The organism is Mangrovimonas sp. sgz306409 (assembly GCF_059735265.1).
Genome location: NZ_JCAPEU010000003.1, coordinates 143,962 through 159,864 on the forward strand (window position 1 = coordinate 143,962; position 15,903 = coordinate 159,864).

17 protein-coding genes are annotated in these 15,903 nt (G+C 38.2%); 10 read left to right on the forward strand and 7 right to left on the reverse strand.

All coding sequences use genetic code 11. From position 1 onward, the window contains the following. The first annotated feature begins 1 nt into the window (after position 1). Positions 2-283, forward strand: a complete 282-nt coding sequence (yajC, locus tag AC6I5C_RS06470; RefSeq protein WP_053978363.1) for a preprotein translocase subunit YajC — start codon at positions 2-4, stop codon at positions 281-283. Between the two features lie 77 nt (positions 284-360). Here yajC and AC6I5C_RS06475 read toward each other — a convergent pair whose 3' ends face one another. Continuing rightward, complete coding sequence (locus tag AC6I5C_RS06475; protein ID WP_497904451.1) at positions 361-954, reverse strand: YdeI/OmpD-associated family protein; 594 nt, start codon at positions 952-954, stop codon at positions 361-363. A 77-nt stretch (positions 955-1,031) separates the two neighbouring features. Further along, positions 1,032-2,270 (reverse strand): peptidase T, encoded by a 1,239-nt coding sequence (gene pepT / locus AC6I5C_RS06480; RefSeq protein ID WP_497904452.1) that lies wholly within the window; start codon positions 2,268-2,270, stop codon positions 1,032-1,034. 121 nt (positions 2,271-2,391) lie between these two features. Here pepT and AC6I5C_RS06485 point away from each other — a divergent pair, with 121 nt between their 5' ends. The 9 genes from AC6I5C_RS06485 (at position 2,392) to guaB (ending at position 10,347) form a co-directional block, all read left to right on the forward strand. Further along, positions 2,392-3,411 carry a quinone-dependent dihydroorotate dehydrogenase gene (locus tag AC6I5C_RS06485; protein ID WP_497904453.1) on the forward strand — a complete coding sequence of 340 codons (1,020 nt, stop codon included), beginning with the start codon at positions 2,392-2,394 and terminating at the stop codon, positions 3,409-3,411. Continuing rightward, positions 3,411-4,028, forward strand: a complete 618-nt coding sequence (locus AC6I5C_RS06490) for a LysE family translocator (protein ID WP_076663595.1) — start codon at positions 3,411-3,413, stop codon at positions 4,026-4,028. Before AC6I5C_RS06485 ends, AC6I5C_RS06490 begins: the two co-directional genes overlap by 1 nt. Positions 4,029-4,079: 51 nt before the next feature. After that, the gene (locus AC6I5C_RS06495) at positions 4,080-4,943 is read left to right on the forward strand and encodes a hydroxymethylglutaryl-CoA lyase (RefSeq protein WP_497904454.1); all 864 of its coding nucleotides are present in this window, start codon (positions 4,080-4,082) and stop codon (positions 4,941-4,943) included. Positions 4,944-5,105: 162 nt separating this feature from the next. Then, complete coding sequence (locus AC6I5C_RS06500) at positions 5,106-5,543, forward strand: thioredoxin family protein (protein WP_497904455.1); 438 nt, start codon at positions 5,106-5,108, stop codon at positions 5,541-5,543. An 8-nt stretch (positions 5,544-5,551) separates the two neighbouring features. Next, the gene (locus tag AC6I5C_RS06505) at positions 5,552-6,529 is read left to right on the forward strand and encodes an FAD:protein FMN transferase (RefSeq protein ID WP_497904456.1); all 978 of its coding nucleotides are present in this window, start codon (positions 5,552-5,554) and stop codon (positions 6,527-6,529) included. Then, the gene (locus tag AC6I5C_RS06510) at positions 6,526-6,738 is read left to right on the forward strand and encodes a DUF4266 domain-containing protein (RefSeq protein ID WP_171971859.1); all 213 of its coding nucleotides are present in this window, start codon (positions 6,526-6,528) and stop codon (positions 6,736-6,738) included. The genes AC6I5C_RS06505 and AC6I5C_RS06510 overlap by 4 nt, the downstream gene beginning before the upstream one ends. A 2-nt stretch (positions 6,739-6,740) precedes the next feature. After that, complete coding sequence (locus AC6I5C_RS06515) at positions 6,741-8,045, forward strand: DUF3570 domain-containing protein (RefSeq protein ID WP_497904457.1); 1,305 nt, start codon at positions 6,741-6,743, stop codon at positions 8,043-8,045. A 73-nt stretch (positions 8,046-8,118) separates the two neighbouring features. After that, complete coding sequence (locus AC6I5C_RS06520; protein WP_497904458.1) at positions 8,119-8,802, forward strand: Insecticidal toxin complex protein; 684 nt, start codon at positions 8,119-8,121, stop codon at positions 8,800-8,802. A 72-nt stretch (positions 8,803-8,874) separates the two neighbouring features. Further along, positions 8,875-10,347 (forward strand): IMP dehydrogenase, encoded by a 1,473-nt coding sequence (gene guaB / locus AC6I5C_RS06525; RefSeq protein WP_053978372.1) that lies wholly within the window; start codon positions 8,875-8,877, stop codon positions 10,345-10,347. A gap of 72 nt (positions 10,348-10,419) precedes the next feature. Here guaB and AC6I5C_RS06530 read toward each other — a convergent pair whose 3' ends face one another. The 5 genes from AC6I5C_RS06530 to AC6I5C_RS06550 all read right to left on the reverse strand — a co-directional run bounded on the left by AC6I5C_RS06530 (position 10,420) and on the right by AC6I5C_RS06550 (position 15,903). Further along, positions 10,420-11,676, reverse strand: a complete 1,257-nt coding sequence (locus AC6I5C_RS06530) for an NAD(P)/FAD-dependent oxidoreductase (RefSeq protein WP_497904459.1) — start codon at positions 11,674-11,676, stop codon at positions 10,420-10,422. Between the two features lie 163 nt (positions 11,677-11,839). Further along, on the reverse strand, positions 11,840-12,181 hold the full coding sequence (locus AC6I5C_RS06535; protein ID WP_497904460.1) for a hypothetical protein: 342 nt from the start codon (positions 12,179-12,181) through the stop codon (positions 11,840-11,842). 141 nt (positions 12,182-12,322) lie between these two features. Beyond that, on the reverse strand, positions 12,323-13,288 hold the full coding sequence (locus AC6I5C_RS06540; RefSeq protein ID WP_497904461.1) for a hypothetical protein: 966 nt from the start codon (positions 13,286-13,288) through the stop codon (positions 12,323-12,325). A gap of 208 nt (positions 13,289-13,496) precedes the next feature. Next, entirely contained in the window at positions 13,497-13,871 is a 375-nt protein-coding gene (locus AC6I5C_RS06545) for a hypothetical protein (RefSeq protein WP_497904462.1), read from the reverse strand. A gap of 154 nt (positions 13,872-14,025) precedes the next feature. Beyond that, the gene (locus AC6I5C_RS06550; protein WP_497904463.1) at positions 14,026-15,903 is read right to left on the reverse strand and encodes a M1 family metallopeptidase; all 1,878 of its coding nucleotides are present in this window, start codon (positions 15,901-15,903) and stop codon (positions 14,026-14,028) included.

Consider the following 15,903-nt stretch of genomic DNA (forward strand, 5'->3'; position numbering starts at 1 on the left):
TATGGAAGGTTTACAGAATTTTTTACCTTTTATAGCCATGTTTGCAGTGGTGTATTTCTTTATGATTGCGCCGCAAATGAAAAGAGCTAAACAAGAAAAGAAGTTTGCTAACGAACTAAAAAGGGGAGACAAAGTAATTACCAAAAGCGGTTTGCACGGTAAAATTGTTGAACTGAATGATAAAGACAATAGTTGCGTTATCGAAACTCTAGCTGGTAAAATAAAATTTGAACGTTCTGCCATTTCCATGGAAATGAGTAAAAAAGTTCAAGAAAAGGCGTAATTAAAAAATGTCTTTACAACATAGAAAAAAGAGCCACTTCATTGAAGTGGCTCTTTTTTTATAACCTTATATGGAAATCAGCAATTTTTGTATTTGTCGTTCAGTCCAATACCTTGTAGAATCATTGGGGTAATTTTATCCAATCGGGTTTGTTTGGTCGCTTCTCTTTTGGCACTTGCTATATACTCGCAATATTCCCGTTGTTTGCCAGGCGTTAACGCATTGAAGTGTTGTTCCAATTCCGAACTATTGTCAAGAAGCCTTTTAAGTTCTTCAGGGATTTCAACCGTTTTTCCCTTTCTCTCAGGCTTGAGTTCTTTTCCCAATTTTTGGTTTTCTATAGCCTCTTTTACATAAGAAAGCACTACATTTTTATCAATGTCATCAATGCTTTCAAAACGCATTTGCCTAAGCGCTTTGGTTGTTTCTTGGGCATTGACCAATAATTGTTTTTCATCTTTTAAAAATACACCGTTGAAAAACCATATGCCGAAATGATTTTTAAAAGCCCCCAATCCAATAACATTTTTACCATCGATAGCATACACGGGAGCATTCCATTTTAAGGATTCTTCTACTTCGGTGGAAGTGATGATATCCCTTAAAAGGCCCAGAGCTTCGGGGAAATTGGAGTTTTCAATATAAGCTTCAACAGAAGTAGCTTTTGCCATAATACATAAGAATTGAGAAAATAAAAACGGGAACTTTTTGGGTTCCCGTTTACTAAATTAGGCAATTTTATTCAATCTTATTTTTTCAATGCAGTAAGTTCGGCAATCTTACAGATTACTTCTGTGGCCTTGATCATGCTTTCTACAGGGACATATTCATAACGTCCGTGGAAGTTATGTCCTCCAGCAAAGATGTTTGGACAAGGTAAGCCCATATAGCTTAATTGCGACCCGTCTGTACCACCTCGGATAGGTTTGATAAGAGGTTTAATGTTCAATTGCTTCATGGCTTTTTCGGCAATATCTACAATATGCATTACAGGCTCTACTTTTTCCTTCATGTTGAAGTATTGATCTTTGATTTCAATTTCAATCACTTCTCTTCCGTATTCAGAGTTGATTTCGTTGGCCAATTTCTGCATCACTTCTTTACGAGCTTCAAAATGTCCTTTGTCGTGGTCACGAATGATGTATTTCAAAACGGTTTCCTCAACTTTCCCCTCCATGCCGTGTAAGTGGAAAAATCCTTGGTAACCTTCGGTGTGCTCTGGAGTTTCAAGTCTTGGCAATGAATTGATGAAGTCTGTAGCGATATACATGGAGTTTACCAATTTTCCTTTGGCGTAACCCGGGTGCACAATCTTTCCTTTTACCTTCACAGTGGCTCCTGCAGCGTTGAAGTTTTCGTATTCCAATTCGCCAATTTGGCTCCCGTCCATGGTATAAGCCCATTCAGCTCCAAATTTTTCAACGTCAAATTTATGAGCCCCTCTACCAATTTCTTCATCTGGAGTAAAGCCCACACGTATAGGACCGTGTTTTATTTCTGGGTGTTGGATAAGGTATTCCATAGCCGAAACAATTTCGGTAATACCAGCCTTGTCATCAGCGCCCAAAAGGGTGTTTCCGTCGGTGGTAATCAAGGTTTGACCTTTGTATTGCAATAAGTCTTCAAAATAGGAAGGAGACAGGATAATGTCCTTTTCAGCATTTAAAACAATATCCTTACCATCGTAGTTTTCTATAATTTGTGGTTTTACATTGGCGCCAGTAAAGTCAGGTGACGTATCAAAATGCGATACAAATCCAATGGTAGGCACTTCATGGTCTACGTTGCTAGGCAAGGTTGCCATAATGTATGCGTTCTCATCAATAGTCACATCGGTCATCCCAATATCCTTAAGTTCTTGGGCTAGAGCATTGGCCAAATCCCATTGTTTTTCGGTACTTGGAGTCGTTTCAGATGCAGGATCCGATTCTGTGTCAACCGTTACATAACTTATAAATCTGTCTATAAGGTGTTGTTTGTTTATCATGAGAGGGTATTTTAATGAAAATCAATGTTAATAAAGTCTTCAAAAATACTACTAATTTCTAAAATGAATAGTAAGGTTATTTGTCATTTGCGTAGTATTTTTGCAGTCCAAGCTTGTAATTATGTATAAACTTATCGTAAGACCGTTATTTTTTCTTTTTGACCCGGAAAAAATTCACCATTTCACATTTTCCTTAATTCGAATTCTTCATAAAGTTCCTTTGGTACCAAGCATATTTAGAGGCTTGTATCTTGTTGAAGATAAACGATTGGAACGCGAACTCTTTGGTTTGAAATTTAAAAATCCTGTTGGTTTGGCGGCCGGTTTTGATAAGGATGCCAAATTATACAAGGAGTTGGGAGACCTTGGATTTGGATTTATTGAAATAGGCACCTTAACGCCAAAAGCACAACCTGGAAACCCTAAGAAGCGTTTGTTCCGTTTGAAAGCAGATTCTGCCATCATCAATAGAATGGGCTTTAACAATGGAGGTGTTGAGGAAGCTGTAGAACGCTTGAAAAAGAATAAAGGCGTGCTGATAGGAGGGAACATTGGAAAGAATAAAGTGACGCCTAATGAAACCGCGGTGGAGGATTATAAAATCTGTTTCAATGCGCTGTTTGATTATGTGGATTACTTTGTGGTAAATGTAAGTTCTCCAAATACACCAAACTTAAGAGCGTTACAGGATAAGGAGCCTTTGACGCATCTTTTAAAAACCTTGAAAGACCTCAATGCTGAAAAGTCGAGTCCAAAACCAATTCTACTTAAAATTGCTCCAGATTTAACCGATGAGCAATTAATGGACATTATCGATATTGTTGAGGACACCAAAATTGAAGGTGTGATTGCCACAAATACGACCATTTCAAGAGAAGGGTTAAAATCTGAAAGCAAAGAAGAAACTGGAGGCTTAAGTGGAAAACCATTGACCAAAAGATCTACAGAAGTGATTCGTTTTCTTTCTGAAAAAAGCAATAAGGCATTCCCGATCATTGGTGTTGGAGGGATTCATTCCGCAGAAGATGCTCTTGAAAAACTGGATGCAGGTGCTAGTTTGGTACAGTTGTATACAGGCTTCATTTATGAAGGTCCAAAACTGATTTCCAAGATCAACAAAGCGATTTTAAATCGCGCTTAATGAACGTTGATATCCTGATATCGTTTGTAGTGGCAACCTCGGCCTTGGCAATTTCGCCAGGACCGGATAATATTTATGTGCTGCTGCAAAGCATTGCCCATGGCAAAAAATATGGTTTGGCTACTGTGGCTGGATTGATTTCGGGATGTATAGTACATACCACTTTGGTGGCTTTTGGAGTGTCTACCTTGATTAAGGAAAACGACTATATCTATTTAGCCATCAAATTGTTTGGAGCGGGCTATTTATTGTATTTGGCCTATAAGGTGTATAAAAGCAGTTCGGCATTGGAATTGAACTCCCGTGGCATTCCTAAAAAGAGTGTTTCCCAACTGTACAAACAAGGGGTTATTATGAATGTGCTAAACCCTAAAGTGTCTTTGTTTTTTTTAGCCCTTTTTCCGGGTTTTTTGTTCAGTGATAGTCTGTCAACCGTTTGGCAGTTTTATGTGTTGGGATTTATTTTCATGGGCGTTTCCTTGGTGATTTTTGCTGGTATTGCCATTCTTTCAGGAGCTATTTCCAATTATCTTATTCATCATAAAAATACTGGCTTGGTGTTGAAATGGCTTCAGATTATTGTCTTTGTGGGAATCGCTATTTTCATTTTAATCTAGTTTTCAAGAAAACGTTTTAGTAGCCGGTGAACTTTACTATCTTTGACTTTTATGAGCGACTACGTTAAAATTATAGAATGCCCTAGAGATGCCATGCAGGGTATTAAGGATTTTATTCCAACCGAAAAGAAAGTTCAATATATCCAGTCGTTGCTTAGGGTAGGCTTTGATACCATCGATTTTGGAAGTTTTGTCTCCCCCAAAGCCATTCCGCAAATGGCAGACACCGCCGAAGTATTATCTCGTTTAGATTTAAGTAATACCAGCAGTAAATTATTGGCCATTATCGCCAATACCCGCGGTGCAATGGATGCCTGCCAATATCCCGAAATCCAATATTTGGGCTATCCGTTTTCCATTTCAGAAAACTTCCAAATGCGTAATACCCATAAAACCATTGCGGAGTCTGTAGTGACGCTGCAGGAAATTCTGGAAATTGCCAATAAAGTAGGTAAGGAGGTTGTGGTTTATATTAGTATGGGCTTTGGAAATCCTTATGGAGATCCTTGGAATGTAGATATTGTAGGCGAATGGACGGAAACTTTATCGCAAATGGGAGTAAATATTTTATCGTTAAGCGACACTGTTGGAAGCTCCAATCCTGAAAGTATTGAGTATCTGTTTTCCCATTTAATACCACAATATCCCAACATAGAATTTGGGGCCCATTTACATACCACGCCTACCACTTGGTTCGAAAAGGTTGATGCAGCTTTTAAATCGGGGTGCAGACGTTTTGATGGGGCCATTCAAGGTTTTGGTGGTTGCCCAATGGCAAAAGACGAGCTTACAGGAAATATGCCTACAGAAAAATTACTGTCTTATTTTACGGCTAAAAAGCAATCCAACCTCAATGCCATGAGTTTTGAAAGTGCCCATAACGAGGCTACGAAAATTTTCAAATACTATCACTAGGCTTTTTATCAAATACTTGTCTGTCATTTTCTTATGCAGTTATAATTCTTATTTAAACTCAATTTTAATTGCTTAAAATTGTAACCATTGTTACCTCCAAATTGAAATAAAGCGCATTACTTTACGTTGTTAATCCTGTTGAACAGACACAATTAAGTTACTATGCGTAAGTTAACATTGCTGGTGTTATTTATTTTGGGGGTAAATAGCATGTTTTCGCAAGAATGGCAGACCAACTTTGAGGCTGCCAAATCCCAAGCAGCAAAAGAACACAAATCCATTGTTTTGATTTTCTCCGGATCCGATTGGTGCGCTCCTTGTATCAAGTTGGAAAAACAAATTTTGGAAACGGAGGAGTTCAAATCCTTTGCTTTGGAAAAGGCGATTCTTGTAAGAGCCGATTTCCCAAGAAAGAAACAGAACCAATTGGACGAAGCCCTTCAGGAACAGAATAAACGATTGGCTGAAACTTACAATAAAAAAGGGTTTTTCCCTTTTGTAGTGGTCATGTCTCCAGATGGGAAAGTGCTGGGAGAAACAGGCTACGAAAAGACGACTCCAGAAGCCTATGTTGAAAAACTGAAAGGCTTCATGAAATAGGTTTTCCAATGAAACGACTTTTCATCATCGGCTTTTTCTTCACCTTTGGCTTCTCTTCGGCACAGTCTACCTTTAAACGTACTTTGAAGTTAATGGGAAGTCGCTTTGACATTTCTGTGGTAGCCAAAACCCAAGAACAGGCAGATGGCTATATTGATGCGGCGGTTGAAGAAATCTCTAGAATTGAAAAGTTGATATCCTCTTGGGATCCCAATTCCCAAACCTCAAAAATCAATGCCAATGCAGGGATACAGCCTGTAGAAGTTGATAGGGAATTGTTCGATTTAATTAAACGCGCCATTGAAATATCAAAACTCACACAAGGTGCTTTTGACATTTCCTATGCCTCGATGGACAAAATTTGGAAGTTTGATGGCAGTATGCAAACGATACCAAGTGAGGAGGAAATTACCCAATCTGTATCGAAAGTTGGTTATCAGCATATCAAATTGAATGAAAGCAATAACTCCGTTTTTCTTGATACCAAAGGGATGAAAATTGGCTTTGGGGCGATAGGAAAAGGATATGCTGCAGACAAGGCGAAACAACTCTTGAGGGATCTTGGGGTGGAAGCTGGAATCATAAATGCCTCGGGAGATATGAATACATGGGGAAGGCAACCCAACGGCGAACTTTGGAATATTGCCATTACAAACCCGTTGAACAAGGATAAGGTGTTTGCCATGTTGCCAATGGACAATCAGGCTATTGTTACTTCTGGAAATTATGAAAAGTTTGTAAAATTCAATGGGGTAAGATATGCTCACATTATCGATCCAAGGACGGGCTATCCCAGCACAGGGATTATTAGTGTGAGTGTGATGGCTCCAAAAGCCGAATTGGCCGATGCCTTAGCAACTTCCGTATTTGTGATGGGGAAGGAAGTCGGTTTGGATTTTATCAATCAGTTGAACGGTGTGGAATGCATCATTATAGATGAACAAGGAAATATATTTTACTCCAATTTAATAAAACCAAAACAATGATAAAGTACATGTCTTTAATGGGGTTTTTGATGCTCTCATTAAGCTCTTGCACGGCGGTAAAGGAATATGAAAAGGTCAATATCAATGACCCGGAAATGGCTTTGTCGGCAAGAAAAGCAGAACGTTTTGAAACCAATTTTCAGTTGTACAGAGAAGGTTCTTCCGGTGCTAACGGAGGGAAAACAGGTGGAGGCTGCGGATGTAATTAGATATGAAAAAAATAAGTCTCATACTCTTGCTCCTTTTTGTGGCTGTTGGATATTCTCAAACCCAACCAGCAGATACATTGCAAACCGAACCTTCTTCAGCTTATAAGAAAAGGGTGTTAGAAACCACCGAAGTTGATTTTTTGATGAGTTATTATGCTCAGGATGGGAAACATGCGGCTGTTTCTGGAGGAATTGGGGATGAAAAATTAACGGATATTACACCAACGTTTGTGGTGGCCATTCCGTTGAACAGTGACGATGTATTGACCGTGGATGCTGGGATTTCTGCATACACTTCGGCATCTTCCAGTAACATCAATCCGTTCGATTCTAACAAACCTGCCAGTCCGTTTTCGGATTCTTCAGGAGCTTCAAGATCTGATACATGGGTGAACGGAAATTTTAGTTATGCACATTCTTCCGACGATAGAAACAAAATTGTAGGCGCTAATTTAAGTGTGGCTTCGGAGTTTGATTATTTCTCTATTGGTTTTGGAGGAAATTATACGCGTTTGTTCAATGAAAAAAACACCGAAGTAGGCGTAAAGGCCAATGTGTTTTTGGATACTTGGAATCCTCAATATCCCATTGAATTGCGAGGAGGGTTTTCTCATCCTGGTATTGTTGGGCCAGGAACGTATGATCCTTTTAAAGACGAAAAGTTCAATGACCTTGGTAGGAATTCCTATAGTTTGTCTTTAAGTTTTTCGCAAATCCTTACTAAAAATCTGCAAGCTTCCGTTTTTATGGATATTGTGCTGCAACAGGGACTGCTTTCTACACCGCACCAACGTGTTTATTTTGCAGATCAGCCTGATTTCTTCATTGATGATTTTCAGTTGGCCGATGACGTGGAACGTTTGCCTGATAGTAGATTCAAAATTCCTATTGGCGGAAGATTGAATTATTTCTTTAATGAGAAATTGACCTTGAGAACCTATTACCGTTTTTATACAGACGATTGGGGGATTACTTCACACACGGCAAGTGTTGAGCTACCTTACAAGATTGGCGATAAATTCACGGTGTATCCAATTTACAGGTATTATACCCAAACTGCGGCAGATTATTTTGCGCCTTATGAAGAACATTTGTCAACCGAAGAGTTTTATACTTCAGATTATGATCTTTCAAAATTCAATAGTAACCAGTTTGGTGTTGGATTCAACTACACCGATATTTTTACCTCCTTCCATATTTGGAAAGCAGGACTAAAAAGTATCGATTTTAGGTATGGGTACTACAAGCGAAGTGATGGACTTTCGGCCAATATTTTCTCGACAGGATTTAAGTTTTTGATTGATTAGAAATAAGTATCTTTAGGTTTTATCAAAGCTCAAATTGATACTGCAAAAGAGATTAAATTACAGCCTTATTATCTTGTTTTTGGCATTGGGAAATTCTGTCATGGCCAAGGAATGGTCTTGTATTAAAGATTTTGAAAAGGCAACGGGAACAGATTCTTTAGCACCTTCCGATTGGTTGAGAGCAGATAGAATTCACAATACTCAAATATGGCAACGAGCCAATGAATATAATTTAAAACATGACTTGCCAGAAGAGTACAGGACCATTCGTGAACGGACAGACTTTTATAAATGGTTATATGAGGCTTTAGATGCAAAGGGACATGAAGTAGTCTGGCCGAAAATGGCATATTTTATTTCTAATAAATTACGATTGACCAAAGCATTTCCTTATAAAATATTCATGAAAAAGGATATCAAGAAATATGCCTACTTGGGTAGTGAAACAGCCTTTGACGGTGCATTTGAAACCTTGGGAACCCTATACTTCTCGGATGAGATACTAAAAGGAAATGATGCTCTCCTTTGGGATGAACAAATACTGTATCAAGAACAGCATGTATGGCTAAGTGAGATATATGATGAAGTCGATTCATCTACTTTAAAAACCATAGAGCGTATGGCCAAAGGAAAGGGGTTTTATGCTATGGTTGTACCTAGGCAAATCCGATTTAAAGGAGATATTTTGTTGGAAGAAAAACGCTACGAATATGCCTTACATACACTAAGAGAATATTGCAAAGTGTATTATCCATAATTTAACTTCATTTAAAAGTTTAATGTCATTAAAAATCGTATATTTGCACGCAATTATAACCGTAATTGCATCATGATAGCACATCAAAATAAAATTGTGGGAGAAGGATTAACTTACGACGACGTTCTTCTAGTCCCAGCCTTTTCTGAAGTCTTACCTAGAGAAGTTAGCATTCAAACAAAATTTACCAAAAACATTACTCTTAATGTACCTATTGTATCCGCTGCTATGGATACGGTAACCGAAAGTAAAATGGCTATTGCCATGGCACGTGAAGGGGGTATTGGTGTTTTGCACAAAAACATGACTATCGCGCAACAAGCTGCTAAAGTAAAACGTGTAAAGCGTGCAGAAAACGGGATGATTATCGATCCTGTAACGCTTCCGTTGACGGCTAAAGTTGCAGATGCAAAGCAATATATGAAGGAACACAGCATTGGAGGAATTCCAATCGTGGATGAAAGCGGTACCTTAAAGGGGATTGTGACCAATAGAGACTTGCGTTTTGAACACAAAAACAGCCGTCCTATTTCTGAGGTAATGACCAGTGAAAACTTGGTGACTGCAGGAGTGGGGACTTCTCTAAAAGATGCTGAAATCATTTTACAACAACATAAAATTGAAAAGCTACTTATTGTAGATGACAATTATAAATTGGCTGGGTTGATTACCTTTAGAGACATCACTAAGCTAACCCAAAAACCAAATGCCAACAAAGACGAATACGGTCGTTTGCGTGTGGCAGCTGCTATTGGTGTCACTGGCGATGCAGTTGAAAGAGCGGAAGCTTTGGTAAATGCCGGTGTTGATGCGGTAATTATTGATACTGCCCATGGTCATACCAAAGGTGTGGTAGCGGTATTGAAAGAAGTAAAGAAAAAGTTCCCTCAGTTGGAAGTGGTTGTTGGAAATATTGCAACTGGAGAAGCTGCTAAATATTTGGTAGAAGCAGGAGCGGATGCCGTGAAAGTTGGAATTGGACCTGGTTCTATCTGTACTACGCGTGTAGTTGCAGGAGTTGGTTTCCCACAGTTCTCTGCTGTATTGGAAGTTGCTGCAGCCATTAAAGGTTCAGGAGTTCCTGTAATTGCTGATGGAGGTATCCGTTACACAGGAGATATTCCTAAGGCGATTGCTGCAGGTGCTGATAGTGTAATGCTAGGATCTTTATTGGCAGGAACTAAGGAATCTCCAGGTGAAACCATTATTTACGAAGGAAGAAAGTTCAAGTCTTACAGAGGAATGGGATCTGTTGAAGCTATGAAAGAAGGTAGTAAAGATCGCTATTTCCAAGATGTGGAAGATGATATCAAAAAATTGGTTCCAGAAGGTATCGTAGGACGTGTACCTTACAAAGGTGAATTGGTAGAGAGTATCCACCAATTTATTGGAGGTTTACGTGCAGGGATGGGATATTGTGGAGCTAAGGACATCGAGACCTTAAAGGAAAAAGGACAGTTTGTGAAAATCACAGCTTCAGGAATCAATGAGAGCCACCCTCACGATGTAACAATTACAAAAGAAGCTCCTAACTATTCTAGATAGTAAGAGCAATTAAATAAAACAAAAAGCGCGATGGATTTCATCGCGCTTTTTCTGTTTATATAGTTTACAGAACTATTTTTTTGGTTTGATAATCATTCGGAAGGATTGGTCTTTATTGATGTAATATCCAATCCAATCGTAAAGGGCACGCATTCTGTTTCTAAAGTTTACCAAAGACATGATGTGCACGAAAATCCATATACACCAAGCCAAAAATCCTTTAAAGAAAAACTTTTGGTCAGGACCATCCGTAACGGCTTTATTACGTCCAATAATGGCCATTGAGCCTAGGTCTTTATAGGTGAATGGTTTCCATTCGCTAGTTGCACATAAATTTTTGCCTAGGTTTTTTGCTTGTTGAATGGCTGTTTGGGCCAATTGCGGATGTCCTTTTGGATAGTTGGGATCTCCTAAAACCAAGGCAGAATCGCCAATCGCATAGATATTGTCATAACCATCCACCAAATTGAAGGCATTGGTTTTTAAACGTCTTCCAGGGCCATAGTTTTCTGGTGTAAAACCATCAAAGGTTTTAGCTGAAATTCCAGCCGCCCAAATAAGATTTCTACTATGTATTTCTGTGCCGTCTGATAATGAAACAATATCATCCTTAAAGTCCTTTACTAAAGTATTCAGTTTGATAGTTACGCCAAGTTCTTCTAGCTTTTTATAGGTGTATTTTTGGGTCTTTTCAGACATCACGGCCAATACGGCATCTTGTCCGTCAATTAAATAAATTTCACCTAAATCGTCCATACTCAATTCTGGATAATCCTTTGTAAGGATGTGGGCGCGCATTTCAGCAAAAATTCCGGAAAGTTCCACTCCAGTAGGACCTGCACCTGCTATGACAAAGGATAGCAATTTTTTTCGGTCTTCTCTTTTTTCAAGACGTGTGGCGCGTTCCAATCGGGTGAAGATCACATTTCGCAAGGCTAAGGCGTCGCTAATGGTTTTCATTGGCAAACTGTATTCTTCAATGTTTTTATTGCCAAAGAAATTGGTTTCGGCTCCAGTGGCCATCACTAAAATATCATAGTAAAGCTCACCGTTGCTAACAATTATTTTGTTTTCCTTCGGGACAACTTTTTCCAAGGAACCCAATCTAAACTTAACGTTAGGCTTTGAGCGCAATATTTTCCTGAAAGGATAACTAATAGCTGAAGGTTCCATAAACCCAGCAGCAACTTGATAGAGTAGAGGTGGAAAGAAATTGTAATTGTTGGTGTCTACCAAAATTACATTATAGTTGGAGTTGCCTAGTTGGTTGATAAGTTCTAAACCAGCAAAGCCACCTCCAACAATGATGACGGTTTTTTTATTGGACATGATTAATGGATGATCTGAATGTACCTACAAAGATATTGGCTACGGCCAAACTACAGAAGATTTGATAACATAAAAATAACATTGAAAAGCTCTTTTTTCAAAATGCAAATATTTTATGGTTTAAGGTGCGTATAGTAAGCTGTTTTGCTGAAAAAGTTGCGATTTATGGATCTTTTAGAATGTGTTTTAATCCTAATAGCAGATTGTGTTCCAAGGTGTCAATATGGCCATCGACCATAAAAAGTTCTTTGATTTCTGTTATTAAGGTTTCCAGCTCTTCTGGATTGTAATTAAGGGAAGAAAGTGAGGATCTAATTTTCTGAATACTTTGATAGTCGTTGTCCTTGTCAAATTCACGATGGATCTGCTGAAGGTCTAAATCCTTTATTTTTGATTTTATGTATGTTTTTTCAGCTTTGGATTCGTTGAAATCGGCATGGGAACAAAAAATCATGATGTATGCCTTTAATTCGTCTTTGGTCCAATTGGTAACAAAATCATTCATGAAGTTTAAATTTTGTGGTTTGGGAGTGAATACGTATGTCTTTTAAAATTACGGAATTAAATTGTATAAATGAATTTTGGGAATTAAAAAAGCCCCATACTTAATGCATAGGGCTTTTAAAGGTTTAGTTTGTGCTAATGTTTATTCGGCACAATCAAATTTTATGTTGGAAACATCTCCTTTTTTGGAATCTCCATTCACTTTAAAGTCTGTGAAAATGTTGGCAAAATTAGCATTGTTTTGATCACAATCGGCATAAAATTTAATGGCGAATGTAGTTTCTGCACAGGCCCCTAAATCGCCAACCCAAGTTAAAACCGTTGGGGATCCTTGGCCATTTCCAGGATTAACCGAATATTCTTTGCCATCTAAGGGTTCAAAACTTGTAATGTGAGGACAAGTAAATTGAACAACTGCATTTTCCATAGCCTCAACGTTGGAATAGGTAAATATGTAACTGTTCTCGCTTGTAGCTTCATAGCTAAAGCTTTCCTCGCAAGGGCAGATGCCTATTAAAGAATAGGTAGCATCTAATGTAAGATCATCAGAAAGACCTTCTTGTTTAACACTAAATGATATTTTATCACAAGCTTCCCAATCCATTGGTAAATTGTATATCAGAGATACAATTTCTCCACCTTCCAGATTATCTTGAATTATTGGAGAAATATTGACTACTTGTGGTTCTTCGTTAATAGTAACATCAGTTATTTCAATTTCTATTGAGGAATCAAAATTTGCATTTCCAGTGTACTGATAATAAACATCAATTATAAATTGTGTTTCGGTATTATAGGCTTCATAACTTATCTCTTTTCTTTTATATCCATTGCCGTTGCCGTTCTCATAAAAGTCAGAGTCTGCCATTACAAAGTAATTGCCGCTACCGGCAACAATACAAGTCGTTTCGCAGTCTACGTAGGCTTCACGCATGGCAGAAGTGCTCATGGTAGTGTTCTTTACGGGACTTAGCTTTTCTAAACTTAAGGATTGTGGGTTTTCAGGGATTTGGTTGTCCTGTAATTCTTCAGATTGGCAGGAAAACATTAGGATAGAAACCAACATACAGCACCCTAAGAACTGGTTGATTTTGGGCATGTTTTTCATGATTCATTTAGTTAAGGTTACTAGCAAACACCATTGTTTGTTAGGATTTTACAAACAAATGAATTGATTTTTGTAATTCTGAAGATTTATATTTGATGTAATGAGTTAAAAAGGCGAGGAATAACAAGTTGACTCAAAAATCATCGACGAAATGCATTTCTTACAATAGTAGGAAAAAAGCAAAATACTGGTTTATGGAATAAACCAGTTAGTTATTCCAATGAGCCAAGTTTTCTTTTAAAGTCTTGGATTTAGAAAGGTAGTGTGCTGCCCAAAATGAAATCCAAATGGTATAAATCAAAAACACGGAAATTCCTGTCTCTAAATTTTGGGTGGCTAATAGTAAACTTAAAATCACCCCTAATGCAAAATTGAGCAGGACAGCGTTTTTAATTCGCATGTTGAAAATACCGGTCAAAAAATTCCATCTTGTAAGTTCATTGGTAATAACCGGTTGTTGTGGATTGGAAAAATTTATGGAGACTTGTTGGGAAGGTTCCATTTTTACAATCAATTGATTATCCTGACGGAGGTAGTCGTAGTCGAATTTCCTTAAGAAATCCTCGGTATGTTGCAGTTTCATATAGTTTGTCGTTAATCGGTATTTGGCTGCTAGAATGGCTAACAGCCTCATGTTGGTTAACTTGAACTGTAAATTTACTATTTAAAGCTAGGAAGCTTTTAATTTCAATGTTAAGAGAATGTAAAGTTTTGGTTTAAAATGAAATTCCTCATACCTATTCAACCTGTGATGTCGTGCTTTCTTGTGTATAATTCAACAACAAATCTATAGTGCCAGCCGTAACTGAGTGGTAATTGCCACGTGTTTCTTTGTAAATGAATAAAGCTTCTTCAACTTTGTCAGCTTTTTTATAGGCTTTAAACAAGGTTTCTACATACCATCTACGACCTACCTGGGTTAAAAATGACGCAATATTTTTATCGACATCATTACCTCTGTAATCGTGAATGATGGATTGTTCAAACCAAACCATAGCAACATGGGAGTTGCCAGAATTGGTAAAGTCAAAGGCGTTGTCTAAAAGTGCCATTTGTTCTGGCGTGATGGTTTCTGGGAAATTACGGATGAAATGCACCCATTCCTGTGTGGTCCAATTGTTGGTCAAGGCAGTATCTACTTCATTCAATTTTAGAAATTGTTCCAAGGAGCGTTCTGCAGTATCAAATTTATCTGAAGAAATTACTGCCGCATTGGAAGGAATTCCAGGCTTATAAATCCAGTCTTTTGTGTTGAATGTAATGTTATTTGGTTGTAGCAGCTGTGTGTTCAGATAATTTACAAAATCTTCAGTAGTCAAAGTGCTAAAAGCATTGGTAGTAAAATAGCTCTTCAAAAACACATCAAACTTATCGCGACCAACAGTTTCTTCCAAGGTTCTTAAAAACAGGTAACCTTTATCGTATGCAATGCTATTCATACCATCGTCTGGATTCTCGTTTTTTAAGTCCAATTTTAATTGTGTGCTTTCTGGAGTGTCTTTCAAATCTTCAATTTCATCCTCTAAATCCTGACGGCCAATCAAGGCCAACATATCGGCACGTTCTTTCCCGTAAAGAGCTTCCATAATTCTGATTTCAAAATAGACAGTAAAGCCTTCATTCAACCAGAAATCATTCCAAGTGGAGTTGGTTACCAAATTACCGGACCAAGAGTGCGCCAATTCATGGGCAATTACTGAAGTTAAACTTTTGTCTCCCGCAATTAGGGTAGGCGTAGCAAAGGTAAGTCGTGGGTTTTCCATACCTCCAAAAGGGAAACTAGGTGGTAATACAATGACGTCGAATTGTTCCCAGGCATAAGTACCATAAAGAGCTTCGGCAGCTTTGAGCATGTTGTCCATTTCGGAAAATTCATTTTGAACCTTATCAATCATTGAGGTTTCGGCATATACACCTGTACGGTTGCTAATGGCTCTGTATTCTAAATTTCCAACTGAAAGCGCTATCAGGTAAGGAGAGATTGGTTGTTTCATTTGAAAATGATACAATCCCTCTGGGTTTTTTTCTTTTGGGTTTTCGGCACTCATCACCGCCATAAGCTCAGAAGGAACTTTTACCGTAGCGTTGTAAGTGATGCGTATTTGCGGACTATCTTGAATAGGAATCCAAGTACGGGTTAAAATAGCTTGACCTTGTGTGAACAGGAACGGGTGGGTTTTATCTGCCGTCTGTTGTGGATCCAACCATTGAAGTGCCTCGGTGCGTTCTGTGGTTTCATAGAACACTTTGATGGCTTTCGTATCGTTCTTAATATCTATATGAAGTGCTTGCCCCAGAAATTCATCAAAATCACCTAAATGGAATGTAGTTTCTTTACCATCAGCTTCCACACTTTTAATATCCAAAAACTTACTGTCCAAAACAATTTCAGACGCATTGTTGTTGGTGATGTCATATGTAGCCGATCCTTTTATGGTTTCGGAATCGAAGTCTACCTCAATGTCTAAATCTAATTGGTTGATGTAGGCCTTGTTGGGGATGGCAAAGGAATGAGGTTCTTCTACAAAAGTTTTAGTTTTGGCAGGTTCTTTTTCGCTAGCACAGTTAAGGTATGACAAAGCTATGGCAAATAGAAGAATAAGGGGATATTTCAT

Bases quoted from the DNA above. Each gene is read 5' to 3' on its own strand.
- yajC (WP_053978363.1), top strand. From the start codon at position 2: ATGGAAGGTTTACAGAATTTTTTACCTTTTATAGCCATGTTTGCAGTG.
- AC6I5C_RS06475 (WP_497904451.1), bottom strand. From the start codon at position 954: ATGGCAAAAGCTACTTCTGTTGAAGCTTATATTGAAAACTCCAATTTC.
- pepT (WP_497904452.1), bottom strand. From the start codon at position 2,270: ATGATAAACAAACAACACCTTATAGACAGATTTATAAGTTATGTAACG.
- AC6I5C_RS06485 (WP_497904453.1), top strand. From the start codon at position 2,392: ATGTATAAACTTATCGTAAGACCGTTATTTTTTCTTTTTGACCCGGAA.
- AC6I5C_RS06490 (WP_076663595.1), top strand. From the start codon at position 3,411: ATGAACGTTGATATCCTGATATCGTTTGTAGTGGCAACCTCGGCCTTG.
- AC6I5C_RS06495 (WP_497904454.1), top strand. From the start codon at position 4,080: ATGAGCGACTACGTTAAAATTATAGAATGCCCTAGAGATGCCATGCAG.
- AC6I5C_RS06500 (WP_497904455.1), top strand. From the start codon at position 5,106: ATGCGTAAGTTAACATTGCTGGTGTTATTTATTTTGGGGGTAAATAGC.
- AC6I5C_RS06505 (WP_497904456.1), top strand. From the start codon at position 5,552: ATGAAACGACTTTTCATCATCGGCTTTTTCTTCACCTTTGGCTTCTCT.
- AC6I5C_RS06510 (WP_171971859.1), top strand. From the start codon at position 6,526: ATGATAAAGTACATGTCTTTAATGGGGTTTTTGATGCTCTCATTAAGC.
- AC6I5C_RS06515 (WP_497904457.1), top strand. From the start codon at position 6,741: ATGAAAAAAATAAGTCTCATACTCTTGCTCCTTTTTGTGGCTGTTGGA.
- guaB (WP_053978372.1), top strand. From the start codon at position 8,875: ATGATAGCACATCAAAATAAAATTGTGGGAGAAGGATTAACTTACGAC.
- AC6I5C_RS06530 (WP_497904459.1), bottom strand. From the start codon at position 11,676: ATGTCCAATAAAAAAACCGTCATCATTGTTGGAGGTGGCTTTGCTGGT.
- AC6I5C_RS06535 (WP_497904460.1), bottom strand. From the start codon at position 12,181: ATGAATGATTTTGTTACCAATTGGACCAAAGACGAATTAAAGGCATAC.
- AC6I5C_RS06540 (WP_497904461.1), bottom strand. From the start codon at position 13,288: ATGAAAAACATGCCCAAAATCAACCAGTTCTTAGGGTGCTGTATGTTG.
- AC6I5C_RS06545 (WP_497904462.1), bottom strand. From the start codon at position 13,871: ATGAAACTGCAACATACCGAGGATTTCTTAAGGAAATTCGACTACGAC.
- AC6I5C_RS06550 (WP_497904463.1), bottom strand. From the start codon at position 15,903: ATGAAATATCCCCTTATTCTTCTATTTGCCATAGCTTTGTCATACCTT.